The sequence below is a fragment of the Chryseobacterium sp. R2A-55 genome (assembly GCF_021401085.1).
In the GTDB taxonomy this organism is placed as follows: Bacteria; Bacteroidota; Bacteroidia; order Flavobacteriales; family Weeksellaceae; genus Kaistella.
In genome coordinates, this window is sequence record NZ_JACBFP010000006.1 from 24,017 (window position 1) to 45,821 (window position 21,805).

Here is a 21,805-nt window from a genome sequence, read left to right on the forward strand (position 1 = left end):
GATGGATGTATTTTTTGATCAAGCAAATAGGTTTTTGCTTTTTGGATTAGTGTTTGTTATTATAGGATATTTCTTAAATAGAAAAAATAGAAAACCAAATTATGGCGTAAAGCGAAAAAAAATCCAAGATTATTTTAAAGATGGCTTTAAAATCATTTTTTATGTTCAGATTAAATTTATTCTAATTACTGGAATTGTTTTTATAATTGTTGCAGTTATTTATTATTTTAAATATTATTCTGGGTAATGTCCCTAAGTTAGTGATAGGACTGTTTTGAAAATGTATATCACTGATAGTCAATAAAAAATAAATTATAAAAATTGATAAATAAAAGCAGGGTACTCCTGCTTTTGTTATTTTTAACAGAAAAACATACTTTAAATGATTGTGAATCGTCCCTCGTGTATCAAAGTTAGTGACGTACAACGCGAACGGCAAAATGACCGTCATGCCCGACAAGGGGATCTCTGGAATTACCTACAACCACCTGCATTTGCCGCGGCAGATCCTGCAGAACGGGAACACGACCGAGTATGTTTACCGTGCAGACGGCATGAAGCTGAAGAAGAAGTTTACTCTGGTTGTAACCTCCCTTGAAAACAGTACAATTTTAAAGTATAAAATTATTAGTTTTAAATTATCAGCTCCCAAAAAAGCCCCCTTCCGGAGGCCTTCTCTACTGGTTAAACTTTTTCTTGTAATAGTGAATCAGGTACTTCAAACCGATCGTGAACAGGTAGCTGGAAACTCCGCCAACCCCCGCCAAAACCACGGTCTTCAAAACCTCCTCACTGCCAAGCTGCAACTGCATCAGCACGGTAAGCGCCATCCCGCTGAACGTACTGAGGCGAAGCGTGGAATCGAACGGCATCATAGCCCGTCCTCATTCTCCACGGCGGTCTGGCTCACCACACTTGCGATGGCTCCCGCAATCATCGCATATCCGGCGATGGTCGTCAGCACTGCCGGCAGCACAATCGGTGCGGTGGTGATGGCACCTGCAATTCCGGTGAGCAGCAGCCCGAAATTTCTGATTTTGCGGAAAAACCGCGGGGTGGGTTCCTGCACCCTTCGGATAATCTTATTCATAATCTCTTTTTTTATATGGTTAACAATAATTCGCCACGCTCCCGCGCGATTTTATAGCGTGGCCTCCCGGAAGCGCTATCGTTTCACACCGTTCCTTACCGTGCAGCAGGAGAGTAATTTTTACTCCCCCGCTGTGGTAAGTCCTGATCAGCTCAAGAACCATGCTTTATGGCGTTCCTGAGATTTTCACGATTTGCAGTGCATTGAATGCTCCGTTCTTCAGCTCGTAAAACGTGCCGTTGACTTCCTGGTAGAAGTTGATCCCCAAAATAAGGAACTGTGGATGGGTCGAACCCGTCGGCAGACCGTTTTCCAGTTCCAGCAAAGTGGTGGGCACGTTGCTCAGCGGCAGCGTATCCGATTCTGCGACTTCAGAGGTGTACACTCCTGTTTGGAAATCTAGGTCGGAACTTCCGCAGACCAGCTTAAAGTGGGTGCTTCCGGCCGGTGCAGCAATGCTGTCTGTCGGAACAAACGGGTCAATGCTCACCCCTGCGGTATTCGACTCTCGGTCCAGCGTGCTTACATACGGTGCGTAGAAAGTCGTGCCCAGTTTCGCGTTGATGTTGAATTCGAAACCGGCGAGCCGTTCCATATCCCCGTCGACGACGGTGCGCTGACCTCTCGGGTTGATCGGATCCAGCTGGATCACCTTCACCATTTCCTTCGTCAGCCTGCCCACCATCCTTGGATCTGCAGCGGTCCGCAGCAGCGCCTGGAAGGAGGCCCTCAGCATCTTACCGGCCTTGCCGGCCCTTCCGAACTCCGCCATATTCTCTCTGGTTCTCTGGAATGCGGGATCGTTTCGCATTCGTTCGGCGGTAATGCCGCCTTTCTCTCTGGCCATGTAGCCATCTCTCGTACGGTAGAACGTGATGTCGCCCATCGTACCTTTCAGTTTAACAATACCTTTTTGTCTTGCCATTGTTTTTAAGTTTTAAAATGAACATTCGGATGTTGAGGCACACCCGTTCAAGCCCTTGTGATCACAGAGCAAAATTTGTCATTAAAACCCAGCAAAGCAAGTGTCCGTGCCGCTCACAGCCGTTTTTTCCGCCAACGAGAACTTATTCCGGAACCTGCCGTTTCCGTCCATTTTTGCCGAATAAAACCATATCGCCTCCAAAATCCCACGAAGGATGCTTAAGGGATACTTCATGGATACTTCATGGATACTTCATGGATAGTTCATGGATAGTTCATGGATACTTCATGGATACTTCATGGATAGTTCATGGAAACCGCACGGTTTTATCGCGTGGGAATAATACCGCTACTTATCGTCTTCGCAAATTTTGCAGTTAAATAAGGAAATAAGGTTTATGATATGCCTTTTTAATAAAATCATCGCAAATCGCGGCTCACGCTCAACGGTATCACTGGAAAAACAAATTCTTCCCACCCCAACCTTATTCCCTTATTTCCTTATTGTCTTTGGGTTTACTAAGGCAATAAGGTTTTCATTTTCACCGCTACCACAATATTATCGAGTGGGAAATGCACAGCTCTCTACCCCATTACCTCCACACTCCGCAGCGCACTCACTTCAGACCTGCTTTTTGCTCCCCGCTGCCGCGAATCTATCGTGTGGCATTTTGTTTTGTCACCGCGGTCGCTCGACTTACCGAGAGTGCCTAGAAAATGCGTGTCCCTTAAAAAAGTTAAAATATGATAATTCTGCACTCTTTTAACTCTTTTTCTCTACATTTGCATTGCAAGCAGGGTATGCTGCATATCTTCAGGATACAGCGTTACCTCTTTCATCCATGGTAGAAGCCCGGAACTTTCTCAGGGTCTGCTGGGCTTCTTTTTCCTGTATTGGGTGATGACTCTTTTGATCAGCAGCTCAATATTTTCCTCCTGCAATTCTTTCAAGTCTCAAAATGGTGGCATCCACCGAAAAATCATCCATATAAAGCTCTTCCAAAAGGCTTTTTGTATGGTAATATCCGGCTTTACCGACAGGATCACTCTCCCCATCTCCTACACTGAAAAGCAGCATCAAGAATTCGTCTTCACCGCTAACGCGCGATTTTATCGCGTGGGAATAATACCGCTACTTATCGTCTTCGCAAATTTTGCAGTTAAATAAGGAAATAAGGTTTATGATATGCCTCGTTTCATAAAATCGTGGTAAATAACGGCTCATGCACGATGACATCACTGAAAAAACAAATTCTTCCCACCGCTACCGAGCGATTTTATCGCGTGGAAATTATACCGCTACTATCGTCTTCGCAAATTTTGTTAATAAGGAAATAAGGTTTATGGTATGCCTTTTTTCATAAAATCATAGCAAAACGCGGCTCATGCACGATGACATCACTGGTAAAACAAATTCTTCCCACCCCAACCTTATTCCCTTAGTAACAAAACTTCCAACACCCCGGTCTTAAACCTTATTCCCTTATTTCCGTAGGAGAATTAACTTGCGTCTTCAATAATTCCCGATAAAGTTGAACCGTCTTTTCAATCATCAGAGTAATATCAAACTGCTTCGCTCTTTCCAATCCTTTTTTAGCAGTTTCTTCATCATACTCCCGGTCAATCATCCAACGGGAAACTTCGTTGGCTAAAAGGCTTGCGTCTCCCTTCGGGAACAGGATCCCCTACCTTTTGACAGACAAACTGCTACGCCATCCCTCTTCCCGATCGCTATCAGGACCTCCGTCCCTCCCACTGCCATCTCAGCGATCCAAAAGCGCAAAAAAACTTTGCGCCAACTCATCCAGGATGCACAGCTCTTCTTCCTCGAGGCGGCAGAAATTCTTAAACAGATTTTTAGAGGGATTCAGAAACTCAAAGAAATCGAAGGGCAGTTTTTGGATGAGGAAATCCAGGAGTTTCACCTTGGGTTCGGCATATTGGCAAAGCTTCCAGAGAATACGGATGTTAATAGGGTTTGGACGGTAGTGAAGCGAGGAATGGATCAGCATGGTACAGGCGCGGTAGAATAGACCGCTGATCATCAGACCCAATCCTTCATGGGTCCCCTGCCCTTCCCGGGAACGGAATGCCCTGTAATTTTCATACAGTTGTAGGCAGCTTCTATCGTAGATGGTCTCGGCAACAATTATCATGGCCTCGGTATGCCAATGGATTACCGACGGAACATCAGCCAAAAAGATGGCATTTTGCGGAGTCATTATTTTTTGGAAGAACCGCTGGTACTCGCAGAGATGCTCCTGAATCCAGGTTTTGGAGTGGGCAATAGGCACGATGCTGAATCGTCCCTCGGTTTGTTGCAAAACCATCTGCATCATGTTGCAAAGATCTTGATGGCTGATTCTGTTGCTGATGAGCAGAAGATACAGAACGGTGGTTCCACGGTCGGATTCAGAGATTTCCTCCTGATGAAATAGGAAAATCTCATCTATTGCGTAGTGTTGGGTCAAGATGCTGATCACTGGTTCGCAGGGAGAAGCCGGCACCTTTTCTGGGATCCCCGTTTCACTGCCAATCATTGGCTTCACCGCTTTTTTGGTCTCGTTAAACGTACGCTGTACCAAGCCATAAAGCTGTTCTTCAAAAGTGGAGATCGCACCTTCAAACTCCTCTTCCAGCATCATGGGTTCTTGCTCTTCATCCGCTTTTATTGCAGAAAACAGCGCCTCGATCAGGTAGTAGCGGGTTCCGGTCTTCTTCAGCATCATCCTTTTGATCTCCGGCAAATACTTTTCGAGTCTCAGGAAACGCTCATTGAGATGATCCTGATAAAAATATCTGCCTGTGCACAGAAGTTCCAGATGAAGCAGATGGTGTTCAAAGAGCGATATGTACAGGTGATAGGCCATCGTCAGAGCATTATTGTTTTTTGCCCTTTGGATCTCTGTACTGAGCAGATCGCGTTGGCGGAAATAATCTTCCCGGAATCGCTGGTGCTTTTTGAGTTGCTTATCCAGGTTGGGATAAGTCCACTCATGTCCCTCTTTTTTAAAGATGAAAGAGGACCCATTGCAGTGCCGATTGATCCACAGGCTTCCCAGCTTCAGATGTCGGCGGATATCCACGCTTCCCAGGATGATGACCTGGGTGTGGTAATGCTCCAATGCTTTTCTGATCCATTTACTTTCTGAAAGCGTTTCAGGGACGCGCAGGTTGCCGATATGGATGATGAGCAGGTGTTTTTGCGAAGCTTGCGAATAGCTCAGGAACACCCGCAGCACATCGTACTGGGCTGCAAAAGAATTAAGGGTCTCCGTCAGTTGCTGATGATGCGGATGATGGTTGGGGAGGTTGATTCGGTGTGGCATAATTATAAAATTTTACCGCAAGTTCAGCTTCCCCATCCGGGTACCGAACCACCGACGGATGTATTTTACCACGCATAAAATGTAAAAAACAAGGGGGCGGAGTATCTAATAATTTCTTATCTTTGGTTTCATAAACTAGAATCAATGAGCACTACCACCAAGAAAAACATCGGCAGAAATATCGCGAGGATCCGGGAAATGCGTGGAATGAAGCAGGAAACCCTGGCCGAACTGCTGGGGGTGAGCCAGCAGAAAATTTCCCTTTATGAAAATGCGGAGGATCTGGAGGACACCAAACTGGAACCCATTGCCAAAGCGTTGGAAATCTCGGTGGATGCGCTGAAAAATTTTTCGGAAGAAGCGGTTTTCAATATTATCAGCAATACATTTACCAGTAATGATGAATCAACCTTGAATGCAATCAACCCAAATTGCACCTTCAATCCACTTGACAAATTACTCGAATCCTTTGAGGAGAACAAAAAGCTTTATGAGCGTTTATTGGAAACAGAAAAAGAGAAAAGCAGGCTCATCGAAGAATTGATCCATAAAATAACCAAAGCTTGACCTGTTCGGTTAAGCTTTTGCTTTTGCAGTTGATGGAGGACACTGCTAACGCGCGATTTTATCGCGTGGAAAAAGCACCGCTACTTATCGTCTCAGCAGATTTTGCCGCTTAATAAGGAAATAAGGTCAAAACGATCCTGCTATGGTTTTCTACTAAGGGAATAAGGTTAAAAATGACCCTATCGTTTTTTTTACTAAGGGAATAAGGTTTTTAGGTGTATTTTCATGAAAACGTGGTAAATAACGGCTCATGCCCGATGACATGACTGGAAAAACAAATTCTTCCCTCCCAACCTTATCCCTTTAGTAACAGGGCTTCAAGCACCCAGGTTTTGAACCTTATTTCCTTATTTCCTTAGCAGACGAATATTCAAAAAAACAATCGCCTCTCGGTAAAAAACATCAACAATTGTTATGGTGAAAAGATTCATGATGACGTGAAACCTTCCAGATGAAATTTTTTGCGATTATTTTCGCTCTAACTTTCGAAGTGGGTTCCCAACATAAATCCCCTCTTCCAAAATATCCTTAGTTACCACTGCACCCATTCCTACGGTAACATTATCACAAACGGTGATGCCGTTTTTCACAGAAGCATTGGTTCCGAAATATACTCCGTTGCCAATTTTACAGTAACCGCTGATATTTACCCCTGGAGCTGTGGTAAAAAAATCGCCAATTACACAGTCATGACCAATCGTTGTATTGAGGTTGATATGCGCGTGTTTTCCCACGGTAATATTTGTTGTCAAAATACTTCCAGAAGTAATCACGCTTCCTTCACCTACTGAAGTCAAATCCATAACGGTTGCGTTAGAATGAGTCAAAGAACTATAAACGGTGTTGGCCGGTAATCTTTCCACTATTCTTTTTCTGGTTTCCGGCTCACCCACCGCGATGACGACCTGATAAACAGCCGGGTCAAAATCCTCAAACATGATGACAGGAACCCCCAAGATTTGACTCCCTCTCAGCTCAATATTTTCATCCATAAACACGATTTCATTAACAGCCACACCGGTAGCCAGGAAATCATTCTTAAACCCGCAGAACACCTCTCTTCCAAAGCCGCCCGCACCCACAATACATATTTTTCTATGATTCATAATTTTATAAATGTAGATAACAAAGATATAAATTCTCACTAGAGATTTGTAAACCGATTATTAATTGATTGCATGCAAATGAAAAAACCATAACCGCTAGTATTTTTTAAATAAAATTAATAAAGTCCAATTCTAACAACAATATTTCTACCCCGCATTTGTATCCCGAGGTTTTTTATCAACACTATATTTTAAAAAATGTAATGGCATAGATGTAGAGAAATTACCGGAGATTCGAGCTCCATTAAAAACAGGGCAGTTCCGAAGAATTATGAGCCGAGAGGTATCTTTATTTTCCGGTAACATTCAAACTTTGTGGTGCCGCACTGTTCAAGAATACCACAAGTCAATAAATTCTTCGTACCAACCTTATTCCCTTAGTAACAAAACTTCAATCACCCCGGTCTTAAACCTTATTCCCTTATTTCCGTTGGAGAATTAACTTGCATCTTCAATAATTCCCGATAAAGCTGAACCGTCTTTTCAACCATCAGAGTAATATCAAACTGCTTCGCTCTTTCCAATCCTTCTTTAGCAGTTTCTTCATAATACGCCCGGTCATTCATCAAACGGGAAACTTCGTTGGCTAACACGCTTGCGTCTCCCTTCGGGAACAGAATCCCGTACCCTTCAACAACTTCCGCCAAACCGGGGACTTCGGACGCAATAGAAGGCCTGCCACTCGCCATGCCCTCCACGATAGCAAGCCCAAATCCTTCGTAGTTTGAAGACAGCACTACCGCATCTGCGGTCTTTAAAAGTGACGGCACATCAGACCGATTCCCCAAAAAAAACACTCTATTTCCAAGGTTTAATTCGGCAGCCAGTTCCATCTGTTCCTTCTTTAAATCACCGTCACCTACCAACATCAGTTTCACATGTTCAGGCAATAGCTCTAGCGATCTGATCACGGTGGCCTGGTCTTTTTGCGGACGAAATGAAGATACCTGCACGAGCAGGAAGTCGGAATCTTTTAATCCCGGGTCCACATTCGCTCTATCCATGGGCAATGCCTGATCAAATTTTTCAATGTTAATCCCGTTGTGGATGACTTCAAGCTTTTCATCGGATATTCCCACATGATTTTGAACCGCACTTTTTACTTCTTCGGTGATGCAGATGATTTTCTGAAATATCTGATAAAACCCTTTGTTCAACCATTTCAACCGTTTATTTCTAAATCGACGGTTACTGGTACTGTGTTCTGTAAAAATGATTGGAATCGGCGAAAACGATATTCTCTTGGCTAAGGCCAGAAAATAAGTCGAGGGGAACAGATGGGCGTGAACCACATCATAATTTTTGAGGTGACGCATAATCCAGGTTACATTCCGAAGTGAATACACACTTTTGGCGTCCGTTTGAAAAATCTTACAGCAGTTTAATTCTCGCAGTTCATGGAGTAATGGAGTTTCTTCCTGATGAAGCAACAGCAGATCCACCATGATTCCTGCCTTCGCCAATTTTGGAAAGGTTTCGGCGATGAGTTTCTCTGCACCGCCCATCCTCAAACTGTTGATGACATGCAGTACCCTCATGGATTTTTCTGGGTTTTAAGCCTTACATAAAGGTTCAATAAAATGCCGGCAGGAACTGCACTAAGCACCAACATGGTATATCGGGTTTTGAACCATGAAGCAAAATCGCCGGTAAAAAAGGAGGATGAAACCAAGTGCATGGCATTTTGGAATTTATCCTTAAAACTGCTCTCCAAATTGATCCTAGCAATTCTGGCATAGGCGAAACCCCTGGGATGTCGCCGGTATTGTTTCAGCATGTTTTTCGTAGAGCCATCTTCCTGGTATTCCACGAGGCAAAGAATCTTATTGACGGTTTTCAACTGAAAATGCTGGTCCGCAAGCAGGTATTTATGACTGAGCGGGACCAATTTCTCGTTTTTAAACAGCGGGTATTCTTCGATGCTTTGCATCACTTGGGTTTTGTACACCAATTTTTTGTCACCTTTCAGATGGTATTTTTTGTAGAAATCGTTGAGGGTGGTGTATTTCAAATCATCCGGGAATCGATCGCCCAAAATTTTTCCGTCAAAGTCTGCGTCAAGTCCTATGATACCGGCGATATCATCACGCTTTTCAATATCTTCAATTTCGCTGTAGATGATGGCAACCGCATCATTCGCCAGTTGATCATCTGAATCAATGCAGGTATTAAATGGGGTTTGAATGTTTTTGTAGGCGGTGTTGTGCGCACCACTCATTCCCTGGTTTTCTTGAAAGATATATTGAATAGGTACAAAACCTTCTTTCTGCCATTTGCCAACCAACGCTCCAGTGCCGTCTTTTGAACCATCATCAATGACCAACCAAATAAACGATTTGCAAGACTGGTTTTTCAGACTTTCATAAAGCCGCGGCAAAAGATGGGCGCGGTTGAAGGTGGGCGTGAAGATGGTGAGTTTTTTCATTAGTAAAAAAAGACATATTACTATTTTTTAAAAATATCGAAAGTATTTGATGATGCGGACTTCACATAAGCATATTTATTTTTCAGCCGTAAAAATCTTAATTCAAAAAAATTATAACTGATATGTGCCAAAAATAGCGTGAGGACAATTACAGTAAAATAAATAGCAAATATTTTAAATATTTCATTTTCTATTACTGACCAGTCAATATACTCGGAAACCAAATGCAGGATTAAAACATGAATAATATAAATACCATAGGACAACTTCCCAATATAATCCATTGTTCGATTATTAAAGTTTACAAGACGATTTTTTACATTTATTTGGCCAATAATAATCGCGAGTGTTAAGAGTTCAACAACAAAAACTTCAATGATAGAGTTAAAAAAAACAAATCTATTGATAAGCATTAAGAACAAAATACCTAAAGCAATAAATTGCGTCAGCTTATTATCTACAACTTTTAAAAAAGCGCTGCTTTTCTTGTAATATAATACAGCGCCGCTGGCACCAATAAGCATACAGTCGAATCTATTAACGACAGATAATAAAGCCGGAACGGAAAACGGCATATAATACCATAGGACTACCCTAGTAATTGATAATACCACTATAAATACGAGAATTATTTTTAGCAATAGCTGGTTTGATATTTTGAAAAACAATGGCCAAAAAATATAAAACTGCTCCTCCACAGCAATAGACCAAAGATGTGCTAACGACGGAATAGCTTTCTCAAGTATGAAAGGGATATTCGCCAAAAAAAACAAGTAAAAGTAAGGTCCTGAACTTGTTATATTAGCAGGAGCTCCTACTATATAGAGATAGAGCAAAACCACGAAAAGATATAAATAATAAAGTGGCCAAATACGGAGAATCCGCCTCTTATAAAACGATGCAATATGTATCTTGCCACTTGTATGCCGTTCTTTTAATAATAGGTAAGTGATCAAGAATCCACTAAGTACAAAAAACATAGTAACACCATGCTCTCCAAGTACCCAAGATTTAGGCTTGCCATCCTTCGAGCCAAACAGATAAAATCCAACGTCAGTGTTTTTAAATGACAACGCAATATGCGATAACATAACCCCGATCGCTGCAAGTGCTCTAATACCATTTAGACCGGGAAAAAAAACTATTTTTTTGTCTATCATCCTCTTATAAACATTAGATAGGTAAATAAATAATACACAAATAAGATCCCACCAATAATTTTATATTGATCATTCCACAATTTATAGCGCATCGTCGGATAGGCTATGATCGGCGCGATGAGGAACCATGAAAGGTAGGCAAATCGGTTCGAAAAATTCGCACGGATGACCAAAATCCAGAAGGCGTTGGCGATCATGTAAATTCCCCAAAGATGAATATAGAATTGGTCTGTGATATTTTTCTTAAAAATAAAATACCATCCTGCGAATACTGCAAAAGAAGAATACAACAGGAAGTCCCATCGGAAGCCGGTATAGGCAAACACATCATTGTTGACATTCCCCTTCGTCAGATAATCTTCAGCACGGGTATCGTCACCAAATCCCAAGCCTCCGAAAAAGCCCTCCCAAAAACCTCCGCCTATCAACGACAATGGAATGGCCGCCAACCAAATAGACAGATAGACTTTTGGATTTTTGTAGATACCGGAAACCACAAACGCAGCAATTGGAATAACCAACGAACTGTGGATCCCGAATGACAAAGCCATGAGTGCATACGTCACAATTTTACGCTCGTAGAAAAACAACCCTAGTACAAAAAGTGAGGTAGCCATCCCGTTTCGAATCCCATTGGTGCCGAACGGCCAAAACATATACGAACTGACAAATATGAAGAAAACGAAATACCAATAAGTCCCGCAATATTTCTTGGAAAACAAGTACAATGGCAGGATATAAATCAATGCGACCACAAAGAAGAAAACCCGGTCGCTTATTATCTTTGTGCAAAAAACCATAAAGTAATTAAACAAGAAATCTTTCTTAATAATGACTTGACCTCCAGAAACGATCTGGTTATAGGTTTTGCCATAAGTCCCCATATCCCCGAATACATAGCTTATCGGTCTCGTTCCAAGATACAGCAATATCCAGATTAGCAAAAGGTAACCGAATACTGAGGAAAAGGTCTTCGTGGAATTATCAAAAAGGTTATTGGTATAACTGTGCACTAAAGTGATGAGCAAGAAAAGCATCATCAGGTGATAATATACCGGCGTATAACTATATATGGGAATCCAGTCGAACAAGGGCGGGGGGTGAGGTTGAGGTTAAGGTTAAGGTTGAGGTTAAGGTTGAGGTTGAGGTTGAGGTTGAGGTTAAGGTTAAGGTTGAGTGAGGTGATGAAAAAGCTTTTTCCATTGATTCATCACCTTTGAAATTTCAAAACGTCTTGCATTTTCTCTGGCATTTTCACCCATTTTTTGGCGCAAATTTTCATTGGACATCAGGAGTTTTAATTTTTCTGTAAAAATATCCAAATTTTTGTAAGGAACCATCATGCCGTCCTCACCATCGGTCACAATATGTTTTGGACCGGTTGGTGAATTATAGCTAATTACCGGTAACCCAACCGACAGGGACTCCAACAAAACCATTGGAAAACATTCCGTCTCAGAAGTCATGGCGTAGATGCTATAAGTCTGCATTTCTTTCTTTAAATCATCAGTTACCCCCATGAATTTTATTTGGTGTGACAGACCCAGTTCGTCTGTTCGGGACTGCAATTTGGCCTGAATACCCAAGTAATCTTCACCAAAAAAATGAAGTTCCCAATCTGGAATCTCCTTCGCCGCTTTTGCAAACGATTCTATTAAATCGCCAAAATTTTTGACTGGGGAAATCCGGCCGGCCGCCAAAATTTTTTTAGAAGTACCATCTGCGCGGTATTCTGAAAGTTCGGTAGGGTTCGGAATGACAGCAACTTTGTCTCCAGTGTAAAAAGATCTTTCGTCTTCATTTAGAACTACGATGCATTCAAACTTCTTTTCAATGATACTACTGAGGCGGTGAAGTATTCTATCCTTAATAGATCTATTTTTCCGGTAAAAAAATCTGGAAGAATGAAATTCTTTAATTTTAGGAATACTTTTTCCAATAAATGGCAAAAAATAAAAATCCGGACCAAAGCTGCAGCTTACCACCAGATCCGGCTGAATTTCATTGAATAATGCTTGCAATTTTCTCCGGTGCTTTGGTATTTTGGAGAGGTTGATGGAATCGAAGTAGCTTTTCCCTATTTCATAATTCACCCCCATATCCAACATTCTGATATTTGGACTAAATGGATAAACCGGTTGATTACCATTTTGGTTATAGGTGGCAATGATTACCTCATCATCACTGCGATTGGCAAGCCAGTTCGCTTTTTGCGAAAGTACTTTCTCCACTCCACCATGCAAGTAGGTTTGATCTGTAAGATATAGGACTTTCATTAGCTAAAACTTTTCAATTTCTTAAGTTTTAGAAAATCAATAACCGTCTCAATTCTTCTTACACCAAAGGTCTTCATCAAAAATCTTTTAAAATCTGAAATCCTTTTTTTATTTTTTGGGACCCAAGACATGGCAAAATGATGAACGGTATAGGTGTTTTTTGTTTTTTGAATTTCGCCAGTTCCCATATCCTTCGCACAAAAAAAATCTTTTGGAAAGAGACCAATTAGGTGCCGATCTTCACTTAGTATCTTTTGACAGTCTTCGTCCAAGGTTATTTTCCGAGTCTTATAGTTCGTCGCTGTAACCATTCGCAAGACTCGTGGTAACGTGATCATATCATAGCTGCCGTCTGATTTTATGAAACTTCTGTTTTCAAAATAGGCTAAAACTTCGCCAATCCATTGGTTGCTTTTTTGAGAACCTATCACTGCCGCCTCGATATACTCATCACCTTCTGTGCCAATAAAATATGGCAAATGTAAAAGATCATCAAAAGATTTTACCACTTCCACATCGGTGTCAAGATAAATACCTCCATGATGATATAACGCATATAAACGTAAATAATCTGCCGCATAGGCATATTTTCTTTCTTCAAAAGCTTCGCGCACCCATCTGCTTTTCTCGATAGGGAATCGTTCAAAATTCCAATTAATAAACTCGTAATCCGGAAGTTTTTCTCGCCATCCGTCTATATAACTTTTAATTTTTTTTGGAAAAGCATCATTGCTTAGCCAACAAAAATGAATGATCTTTGGAATATTACTGTTCATAATTTCATGTTTTAAAAGAACCAAGAAAACAACCGTCTGTATTTTTATAATAAAAAATACCAGACCATCTAAAAATATTCGATTTAGAAAAGCCAAATTTATTTATTTTTTGATCAATTTCTCCTTTATCTCTGCGATTATTCATCCAGACTATTTATTTTCTTTGCCAAATTTGGGCTGGTTTTGAAGATTTTTTTTACACATGATCTGAAATTCTCACCAATAAATTATCTTAGCTCTATGCCCCTTAATCATCAAATTTTCAGGAAAGGATTTTCTTGAAAAGCTTCCAGTTCACATGGTAGAATTCGAACCAATTGTGAAGCCCGCTCTTTTCTTAGCGCTCCTTTCCTGATTTGTTCAAGGTAAGGACATGTACCTCATAATCATCCTCCGCACGCATGGATGCTTTCACCCAACGTTCCCTTTCGAGTCCGCCCGCTCCGGTGATACTGTTGGTGATGTAGTGGAGTTTCATAAACTAAAAGTAGGACTTTTTTGACCATTCATTTTTTAATACAGGAAACCCAATAACCATAACGGAATGGTTTTGATCCCTTCCGATTTCAATGTCATCTTTGATCACAAAAGAATTGAGTTTTCCTAAAAGTTGTTTTGCAGATTTGTTTTTGCCTCCAATTTCAAAAGCATATTTCCCATTGACCAAAAAATCGGTATTCGAAATATAGTTAAGCCTGTTTTGATATCCGACCTGATTCGCAAAAAAGCTTTCGCGTATATTTCCCTTGCTTACCTCATTTTCCGCAAGTAAATACATCAAATTGGTATTCTCCAAATAGATTTTCATGGGTTTTTGAAGAAGATTGATTCCGGTGTTTTCTTTGAATATATTTTTGGTTAAATGAACTTCGTCCATTGTTTTGATTGTTGCAATAAGCAAAAATAAGCGATATTGTTTAATTAAATAAACAAATGAGGTTGAGGTTTAGAATCTTGTCTAATTTGGAACTTGACTATATTGGTGATGTAGGGGAGTTTCAATATCTTTTTTAAATTATTATACAAAGGCAGAATTAAATAGATCACTAAAGTCAATTAAGCACATGAGAATCAATTAACATTCTAGAAAAAAGGACGGCACCATTTTTATTTAAATGACTTCCATCAGCAAAATCTTTCGTTTGTAATTGATAATTACTGAAATCCACATAATTTGCATTTGGTAGATTTTCATGCCAATAGAGATCAGCTCTTTTTTTATAAGGACGAAGTTCATCAATATTATGTGCCTTTTTTTGCAATGTATTTTCAAATTGAGGAAGCGAAATTAATTCTAAAGAAATCTTTTTGCTTTGGCATAATGCATAGATTTTCAGCAAATATTTTGAATCTAAAGAACTGGGCTGTAAAGTTTTTTGCACATTCCGATTCTGAATCTTTTGTTCTTCCTTCTTTGCCTCCTTACTAAGCGCGAGAAATCCCCCTATTCCAAATTTTTCTATTTTTTCATGTCTGTAAATTCTTAATAAATGGGAGAAATTCCGTTTCAATATTGTATGGGAATGGACAATGATCTGTGCCTTATTTATTTTTGCAAAATCAAATAAATCATTTTTGTCAAACATGAAGAAATAAATCGGCAGTTTAAAACTGTTTATTTCATTATCATGGAGCCAACGATCCTGATTCTCGGTTAAGTTATGGTCTGCAAATCCAAGGACAACTTTCTTGATTTGCGAATTATGCTCAAGCATTCTTTTCAGCTTTACATAAGAATAGAAATAGGTATCGGCACTTTCAGATAAATTCAGAGTATGAGGTAGTATTTTATCATCAAGACCACATTGAGTTTGGGAATCTCCCAAAATAACCGTTTCAATCATGGGCTGATGAAAGTTAAAAAGCCGTAATGCGATGGCTTTTGATGCAAAAATGACCACAAGCACTGTTACCAGCGTTATGGATAAGAATAATCCCGTCTTTTTCAAGAATAGCTTCATCATCAAAATTGGAAATAGATAAATTCCTGCTCTTTGCCAGCAAAAATATAAATTAGGATGATCAAAATAAAATAAAATATATACCTCATTATTCGCTTAGATTTGAAAAACAGCTTTTCGATTGCAAAGTTATCTTCCCTACCAAACCATTCAACCACAAAGAAAAATAAAGATAACCCTATGATTGCGACAGGAAAAACGGTAGGAAAACTCAAAGTGGACTTATTAAATATTCCTTTGATAAATGAAAAAGCATGCGTTAAATCTTCAGCTCTAAAAAAAATCCATGCGAAAGCTGTTAAAGTAAAGGTAATTAATATTTTAAAAGCATCTTTTAGCGAAGGTATTAATTTACCCATTGCGACCACTTGCAGATTATTTCTGTTTTTATTAGTTAACATTAAAGGTAGGAAGTATAGCGCATTCAAAAATCCCCAAACAATAAAAGTCCAGTTCGCGCCATGCCAGAAACCACTTACGATAAATATAACAAACGTATTTCTTATTTTCATCCACGTGCCTCCTTTACTTCCACCTAAAGGAATGTAAAGGTAATCCCTGAACCACGTTGAAAGAGAGATGTGCCAGCGACGCCAGAATTCCGCTATATCCCTAGAGAAATAAGGGAAGGAAAAGTTTTTCAAGAGTTCGATTCCTAGCAGTCGCGCAGTTCCCAAGGCAATATCTGAGTAGCCTGAAAAATCGCAATAGATTTGAACCGTGAAAAATAATGCACCCATCACCAAATTACTGCCGGACTGATGGGCAGAATCATTAAAAATCATATTGGCATATTCTGCGCAATTATCGGCAATGACGATTTTTTTAAAGAGTCCCCATAAGATTTGCCGCAAACCGTCAACCGCTTTGGTATAATTAAAAGTTCTAGCTTTTTGAATCTGAGGGAGTAAATGAGTTGCCCTTTCAATTGGACCCGCTACCAAAAGCGGAAAAAAACTTACAAAAACGCTGTAATCAACAAAATTGTGCTCGGCTTTTATTTTACGGTTATAAATATCCAAAACATAAGACAGACCGTGGAAAGTATAAAATGAAATCCCAACAGGAAGTATAATTTTCAGAGTCCAAATATTTACGCTTAAGCCAATGCTTTGAAAAAAGGTGGCGAATGATTCTATAAAAAAATTATAATATTTGAAAAAGCCTAAGAAACCCAGATTAATTCCGATGCTGAGCCACAGCCAAAACTTTCTCCAGTGTTGGCTTTCTGCATTTTCTATTTTTAATCCCGAAACATAATCCAGTACCGTGGAGAAGATCAGAAGGAACATAAAACGCCAGTCCCAGTTTGCATAAAAATAATAACTGGCCACTAACAGCAATAAATTTTGATATTTATAATTTTTGCTGCAGAAAAACCAATAGAGCACAAACACTATTGGAAAAAATATGGCAAAGCTTATGGAATTAAAAAGCATCTAGGGAATAGTTTAATGTCCGCAATACAAAACCTTGGGTAAAAGGCAGGATGTCAAAATTCTGGGAATACAACCCGATTGCTTTCGTGTCACCTAGGGAAAAATCTACCGCAAGCATTGATAGCTTTACTGAAAGTGCCCTTTCGAGCCTGCCTGCACCAGTAATGCCATTGGTAATATAGAGGAGTTTCATTGTTTATTTTTTCATAATTTTTGCAAACAGTATCGTTCGGACTTGTTTAAGTTTTTCCAATGATGCAATGAATTCTGGGGAGTTCTTGAAAACCAGGATGATAAATAAATTTACCAACGTAAAACAAATGGTCGCTTTTAAAACAAAATTAACCAGTCCACTGAAGGATAAAAATGAGCTGGCAAAAAAAGTCACCACGGCTGCAATGCCCAAAACCAAAAGATACTTCACAAATTTTAGTAGATACCTCATTGGATTTTCATTCAATCCTAATTTCAAGACCACATAAGGATCGTACCAAAAATTGGTCACCAGCCGCGCGATGGCAGTGGCTCCAATAATTCCTAAAATACCAAAATGCAGCCCACCATAATAAGACAGAACCAAATTAATTAAAGCCGTTCCCAGAACAGCATACCTTCCCTGTTTGAAAAAACCGTATGCTCCTTTAAATGTCCAAAATCCGCTCTGCATTCCGACCATAAAAAAATTAACCGCCAGCAGTATCGAAATTTCGCGGCCGAGCAAAAATTGTTCGCCAATCCAGAGTTTGATGAAATCATTCACAAGGAAAACAATCATTAATGCGCAAACTCCGAAAATCCAAAAGTTGAGAAAATTAAGCGAATAAAATATCTTCCGTTGCTGCTCTTTCCTTTCTGTCACAATCAAATGGGCGATGCTTGAACTTAAATTTGCGAATATGATCGCCGTGAAATTTGAGACCAGCGCAACCAGCATCAGATAGTTTGAAAATTTTCCCAATATCGCTAGTCCCACAAAATAGCTAATAAAAACATTGTCAGTTCCGTTTACCATTACCCCGCCAACTTTAATCAAAAATGTTGATTTAGTATTTGAAATAATAGTTTTTTTTAAGTTCCGGTCAATAATCCCTGTTTTGAACTTCCGTAGGAAAGAATATCTTTTATCAACCAAATGAGAAACATAATAATTAGAGGCAAATTGTGTCAAAGTCTGTACCAACAAGTATGCGATGAAATTCGTTTTAAACACAAGTACAAGAATCTGCAAGATATTTTGCAAAATAAGGAACTTCATTTGATTGATGGTAACAACCGAATTTTGTTGGTCAGCATTAAGAAGCGAAATCTTGTAAGAGAAGAAATACGAAGACGACGTGTTAAATAGAAAAATAAAATAAATTATACGGATATCTTCATTGATTGCAGCCGGTTTCTGAGCGATGAAGTGGTCTAAGAAAGGAATTAAGATAAGTCCAGAAAAGAAAATAAATAGCCCAATAATCCAATAAACTTTCTTATAAAACTTTAGGATTACAGAAATAGTGAACTCATCTTTGTCTGCTAAAGGTTTGTAAAGCGAATAGACAAAAGCCGCACTCACACCTAGTTCTGCCAGTGAAAGCATCATCAGGATATTACTGAATAAACTATTAATTCCTAAATATTCAATGGCCAAATATTTGATGAAAACCGTACGTGCGACAAAACTCAGCACAATCTGCAGCACCTGCGAAGTAATCCCAAATAAAATATTTTTCAATGAATTAGATGTTCGACTCCCCGTATTCATTTAGTCCCAGTTTACATCTTTTCTGATAATTTTTGCTGGTACCCCTCCAGCAAGGCAACCGGCCGGAACATCTCTGGTCACAACAGAACCAGCCGCAATGATGGCTCCGTCTCCTATTGTTACTCCTTTTAAAATAACACTGTTGGTTCCAATCCAAACTTTGTTCCCAATTCGCACTGGTTGAGTCATTTCATCTTCTTTCCCGATAATAGCATGGGCATCCGAGTCCCAAATGGTTACATTTTCAGATATCGCCACCTGCTCACCGATGCTGATTTCTTTGAAACAGCGGATTTTTACACCTCTATTGATATAACCGCTCCCAAGATTCAATTTGGCATTTTCCATTAAAATAATATGACTTCCTTCAAAAATACTAAACCCTTTCGTTACATTTATCTGGGAATTTTCAAGCATTTTCAATAATCCTTCTGACAATTCCGGATGCGAAAAAATTTGATTAAATGTTAACTGCCCACCTTGGATATTGATTTTTGCCCCTTTATAAAACTTATATTTAAATTTTCCAAAAGCAACAATTACAGAATCAGAATTGCGTCTTCCACCAATTCTATTTAGCATTAATGACCTTAATGAAATATATGGAAAATTCCTGATGAAAATTTTTAAAAGTAATATTGACATCATCTTATCAATTTAGTATAGTTCTTAGTACAAATCCCTGCGTAAAAGGCAGAATATCAAAACTGTGTGAATACACCCCGATCGCTTTGGTGTCGCCTTGGGAAAAGTCCACCGCACCATTTCTTCGGGTCACTGACTGCAAATAATCCAGGCCTTTTTCTTTCGCCAAAAGACAGGCTTCTGAAATTTCCGGGATTTGGTACGCCAAAGTGAAAAACCAGCACAAAGTGGCCACCGTGGAAGAATCTATTCTTGATTCCTTCACAAAAACAAGCCAGTTGAATCCTCCATTTCCCCGCTGAAACCTCAAAACCGATTTTGCAGTCTTCACGATGATTTCCTCTAAAGTTTTTTTCTGCGGATGATCATTTGGAAGTATATTCCAGGAATCAATCAATCCGATGACGAACCATCCGATTCCTCTCCCCCAACCGAAAAGCCCGGTCGGGATTTTGGTGTGAACGTTGTAGGTGTGGCAGGGAATATTCTCCTCATTCATCATCCCGTATTTCTGGTATTCCGTAATTTGACTTACTGCCAAATCAACCGCTTCGGGAATATTGAATAGTAAGCCATAGTTCACCAGGAACGGGCAGATAAAACCGATAGTATCTACAAACCGGTAATCGCGGTTATGGTTTTTATACGCCACTGTTCCGTCTTCCCCCTTCAAGGAAAGAATCATTTGATACGTTTCATCCAGCGCAGTCTTATATTTGGAATGGTCGATGAAATCTGCATGGAGTAAAGCATATCCCAAAATGGCGTGGTCACTTTCGGTAGGTTTCACTTTCCATCCTGTTTGATTTATTTTAGAATCGAAAAAATTCTGGATGGCATTTCTTACAGCAGCATCTCCTGTTTTGGAAACATATTCATATAAACCCAGAACCAACGCGGCTTCCTGCCAAGACTGGATGGTACTTCGCTTATAATTACCCTTTACCATATCCAAGATGATGAGCCGGGAATGATCCGTCAGTTTAATGGTAGGGGTGGATTTAAGCCATTTCCCTGCGACCTTCAAAACCTTCTCACTCCACGATTGGCGGTCCTGGAATCTGCCGATTTTGATGCGGGATTGCCAGGTGTTGAATTGGGGAATCGCATCTATGAGGAAGATGATGACGAAGAAAAAAATAATTATGAAAAGTACAGCGCTCATTAATCTTCAATTAGTTGATAAAGTTTTTCGATTTCGTTTTCCGTTCCCCAATTGGATTTCGACAATTCTTTAGAAAACGCCATTCGTTTATCATAATTCACAATTAAATCCTCAATTGAATCAGCCAATTCTTCTGCATTGCATTTTACAATGATGCCATTAACATTACTTTCAACATGTGCAGAAGCGGTATTAAAGTTCGTTAATATAATTGGCTTATTCAAGATTTTCGCTTCCCGAACCACAATTCCATCGCCTTCAAAAAGTGAAGTAAGTAAAAAAATCTCGGACTTTAAAATATAGGGATACGGATTCTCTTTCGCACCCAAAAAAAACACTCTGTCAATTAAGCCGGCTCTTTTGACACTTTCTTCCAACTGACTTCTTAAGACTCCATCACCTAAAACATACCAGAAAAAGGGAATATTTCTTTTATTTAGAATTTCAAAGGCATCAATTGCTAACTGATGATTTTTCACCTTCGTTAACCGTCCAACTGTCAATATTGAATTTTGAAACGCCTCATCATCAATTGCCGCAAGCGCTAAATCACGAATGGTTTTCTGCGATGAAATATTCTTAATAACTGCAAACTTTTGTTTCATATATGGAAACAATTTATTTAATACTTCCCGGGAATCATCTGAAACCGTGATTACTTTGTCTAAATATTCGAAATATTTTTGGTCAAATTTAGTATCGATTTTTAGAGCTTCATAATTTGTATGAATGTATCCAATTTTTTTGTCTGCATTTACTTTGTCCACAACAAAATAGTTTGGATTGTTTTGTAAAAAACCAATTGCAACATCATATTTTTTAGACAACGAAATCATAGTTTTTGCCACCGCATTCCATCCAAATTGCTCCTTTTCTGATGTATTCTTTGCTTTTATTTGTACCAACTTGAAAATAATACGCTGGATGATTACATTCCATTTTCCTCTAAAAAAATTTTCTTTAACTACCTGTGAAAAAGGCATGTCGAAATATTTCCAATTTTCCGGTTCAGGAAGCAGGGTTACTTCTTCCGGAAGCTGTTTCAGGAAAAGTCCTTCCTGCTTAAAGAGTAACAAATCTACTTCGTACCTGGAAAAATCAAACACCTGAAGCATAGAAACCAATGCCTTTTCTGCACCACCAACTCCCAGATTATTCATCACGAAAAGTATGTTTTTCTTTGGCTTCATTA

The 21,805-nt window shown here is 39.5% G+C and carries 22 protein-coding genes and 1 pseudogene; 2 read left to right on the forward strand and 21 right to left on the reverse strand.

Going from position 1 to position 21,805, the window contains the following annotated elements; all coding sequences use genetic code 11:
* The first annotated feature begins 1 nt into the window (after position 1).
* Entirely contained in the window at positions 2 to 247 is a 246-nt protein-coding gene (locus L0951_RS08040; RefSeq protein WP_234110718.1) for a hypothetical protein, read from the forward strand.
* A 430-nt stretch (positions 248 to 677) separates the two neighbouring features.
* On the opposite strand, the gene L0951_RS08045 is transcribed toward L0951_RS08040, so the two are convergent.
* The 5 genes from L0951_RS08045 to L0951_RS08065 form a co-directional block, all read right to left on the reverse strand.
* Positions 678 to 875: a hypothetical protein gene (locus tag L0951_RS08045; RefSeq protein WP_234110719.1), complete on the reverse strand. Its 198-nt coding sequence runs from the start codon at positions 873 to 875 to the stop codon at positions 678 to 680.
* On the reverse strand, positions 872 to 1,090 hold the full coding sequence (locus tag L0951_RS08050) for a hypothetical protein (RefSeq protein WP_234110720.1): 219 nt from the start codon (positions 1,088 to 1,090) through the stop codon (positions 872 to 874). Before L0951_RS08050 ends, L0951_RS08045 begins: the two co-directional genes overlap by 4 nt.
* Before the next feature lie 166 nt (positions 1,091 to 1,256).
* Positions 1,257 to 2,015 carry a hypothetical protein gene (locus L0951_RS08055; protein WP_234110721.1) on the reverse strand — a complete coding sequence of 253 codons (759 nt, stop codon included), beginning with the start codon at positions 2,013 to 2,015 and terminating at the stop codon, positions 1,257 to 1,259.
* Between the two features lie 921 nt (positions 2,016 to 2,936).
* Positions 2,937 to 3,092 (reverse strand): hypothetical protein, encoded by a 156-nt coding sequence (locus L0951_RS08060; protein ID WP_234110722.1) that lies wholly within the window; start codon positions 3,090 to 3,092, stop codon positions 2,937 to 2,939.
* A 685-nt stretch (positions 3,093 to 3,777) separates the two neighbouring features.
* On the reverse strand, positions 3,778 to 5,343 hold the full coding sequence (locus L0951_RS08065) for a hypothetical protein (RefSeq protein ID WP_234110723.1): 1,566 nt from the start codon (positions 5,341 to 5,343) through the stop codon (positions 3,778 to 3,780).
* 144 nt (positions 5,344 to 5,487) lie between these two features.
* Here L0951_RS08065 and L0951_RS08070 point away from each other — a divergent pair, with 144 nt between their 5' ends.
* Positions 5,488 to 5,910 carry a helix-turn-helix domain-containing protein gene (locus L0951_RS08070; RefSeq protein WP_234110724.1) on the forward strand — a complete coding sequence of 141 codons (423 nt, stop codon included), beginning with the start codon at positions 5,488 to 5,490 and terminating at the stop codon, positions 5,908 to 5,910.
* A gap of 467 nt (positions 5,911 to 6,377) precedes the next feature.
* Here the strand turns inward: L0951_RS08070 and L0951_RS08075 are convergent, their stop codons facing one another.
* The 16 genes and pseudogenes from L0951_RS08075 to L0951_RS08150 all read right to left on the reverse strand — a co-directional run bounded on the left by L0951_RS08075 (position 6,378) and on the right by L0951_RS08150 (position 21,803).
* Entirely contained in the window at positions 6,378 to 7,016 is a 639-nt protein-coding gene (locus L0951_RS08075) for an acetyltransferase (RefSeq protein WP_234110725.1), read from the reverse strand.
* Between the two features lie 413 nt (positions 7,017 to 7,429).
* Positions 7,430 to 8,554 carry a glycosyltransferase gene (locus L0951_RS08080; RefSeq protein ID WP_234110726.1) on the reverse strand — a complete coding sequence of 375 codons (1,125 nt, stop codon included), beginning with the start codon at positions 8,552 to 8,554 and terminating at the stop codon, positions 7,430 to 7,432.
* Positions 8,551 to 9,441, reverse strand: a complete 891-nt coding sequence (locus L0951_RS08085; RefSeq protein ID WP_234110727.1) for a glycosyltransferase family 2 protein — start codon at positions 9,439 to 9,441, stop codon at positions 8,551 to 8,553. The genes L0951_RS08080 and L0951_RS08085 overlap by 4 nt, the downstream gene beginning before the upstream one ends.
* 20 nt (positions 9,442 to 9,461) lie before the next feature.
* Positions 9,462 to 10,601, reverse strand: a complete 1,140-nt coding sequence (locus tag L0951_RS08090; protein WP_234110728.1) for an acyltransferase family protein — start codon at positions 10,599 to 10,601, stop codon at positions 9,462 to 9,464.
* A complete protein-coding gene (locus L0951_RS08095; RefSeq protein WP_234110729.1) occupies positions 10,598 to 11,641 on the reverse strand; it encodes an EpsG family protein in 1,044 nt (347 codons plus the stop codon). Before L0951_RS08095 ends, L0951_RS08090 begins: the two co-directional genes overlap by 4 nt.
* A 126-nt stretch (positions 11,642 to 11,767) precedes the next feature.
* Entirely contained in the window at positions 11,768 to 12,877 is a 1,110-nt protein-coding gene (locus tag L0951_RS08100) for a glycosyltransferase family 4 protein (RefSeq protein WP_234110730.1), read from the reverse strand.
* Entirely contained in the window at positions 12,877 to 13,653 is a 777-nt protein-coding gene (locus L0951_RS08105; protein WP_234110731.1) for a glycosyltransferase family 32 protein, read from the reverse strand. The genes L0951_RS08100 and L0951_RS08105 overlap by 1 nt, the downstream gene beginning before the upstream one ends.
* Positions 13,654 to 13,990: 337 nt before the next feature.
* Positions 13,991 to 14,131, reverse strand: a complete 141-nt coding sequence (locus L0951_RS08110) for a hypothetical protein (RefSeq protein WP_234110732.1) — start codon at positions 14,129 to 14,131, stop codon at positions 13,991 to 13,993.
* 3 nt (positions 14,132 to 14,134) lie between these two features.
* Positions 14,135 to 14,530, reverse strand: a complete 396-nt coding sequence (locus L0951_RS08115) for a hypothetical protein (protein ID WP_234110733.1) — start codon at positions 14,528 to 14,530, stop codon at positions 14,135 to 14,137.
* A 175-nt stretch (positions 14,531 to 14,705) separates the two neighbouring features.
* A complete protein-coding gene (locus tag L0951_RS08120; protein ID WP_234110734.1) occupies positions 14,706 to 15,617 on the reverse strand; it encodes a hypothetical protein in 912 nt (303 codons plus the stop codon).
* The gene (locus L0951_RS08125) at positions 15,617 to 17,053 is read right to left on the reverse strand and encodes an MBOAT family O-acyltransferase (RefSeq protein ID WP_234110735.1); all 1,437 of its coding nucleotides are present in this window, start codon (positions 17,051 to 17,053) and stop codon (positions 15,617 to 15,619) included. Before L0951_RS08125 ends, L0951_RS08120 begins: the two co-directional genes overlap by 1 nt.
* A complete protein-coding gene (locus L0951_RS08130; RefSeq protein WP_234110736.1) occupies positions 17,043 to 17,246 on the reverse strand; it encodes a hypothetical protein in 204 nt (67 codons plus the stop codon). The genes L0951_RS08125 and L0951_RS08130 overlap by 11 nt, the downstream gene beginning before the upstream one ends.
* A gap of 3 nt (positions 17,247 to 17,249) precedes the next feature.
* Entirely contained in the window at positions 17,250 to 18,773 is a 1,524-nt protein-coding gene (locus L0951_RS08135) for a lipopolysaccharide biosynthesis protein (RefSeq protein WP_234110737.1), read from the reverse strand.
* Between the two features lie 51 nt (positions 18,774 to 18,824).
* Positions 18,825 to 18,974 (reverse strand): annotated as a pseudogene (locus tag L0951_RS13790) (DapH/DapD/GlmU-related protein); the annotation flags it as partial.
* A gap of 481 nt (positions 18,975 to 19,455) precedes the next feature.
* The gene (locus L0951_RS08145; RefSeq protein WP_234110739.1) at positions 19,456 to 20,613 is read right to left on the reverse strand and encodes a glycoside hydrolase family 88 protein; all 1,158 of its coding nucleotides are present in this window, start codon (positions 20,611 to 20,613) and stop codon (positions 19,456 to 19,458) included.
* The gene (locus L0951_RS08150) at positions 20,613 to 21,803 is read right to left on the reverse strand and encodes a glycosyltransferase (RefSeq protein ID WP_234110740.1); all 1,191 of its coding nucleotides are present in this window, start codon (positions 21,801 to 21,803) and stop codon (positions 20,613 to 20,615) included. Before L0951_RS08150 ends, L0951_RS08145 begins: the two co-directional genes overlap by 1 nt.
* Between the last annotated feature and the right edge of the window lie 2 nt (positions 21,804 to 21,805).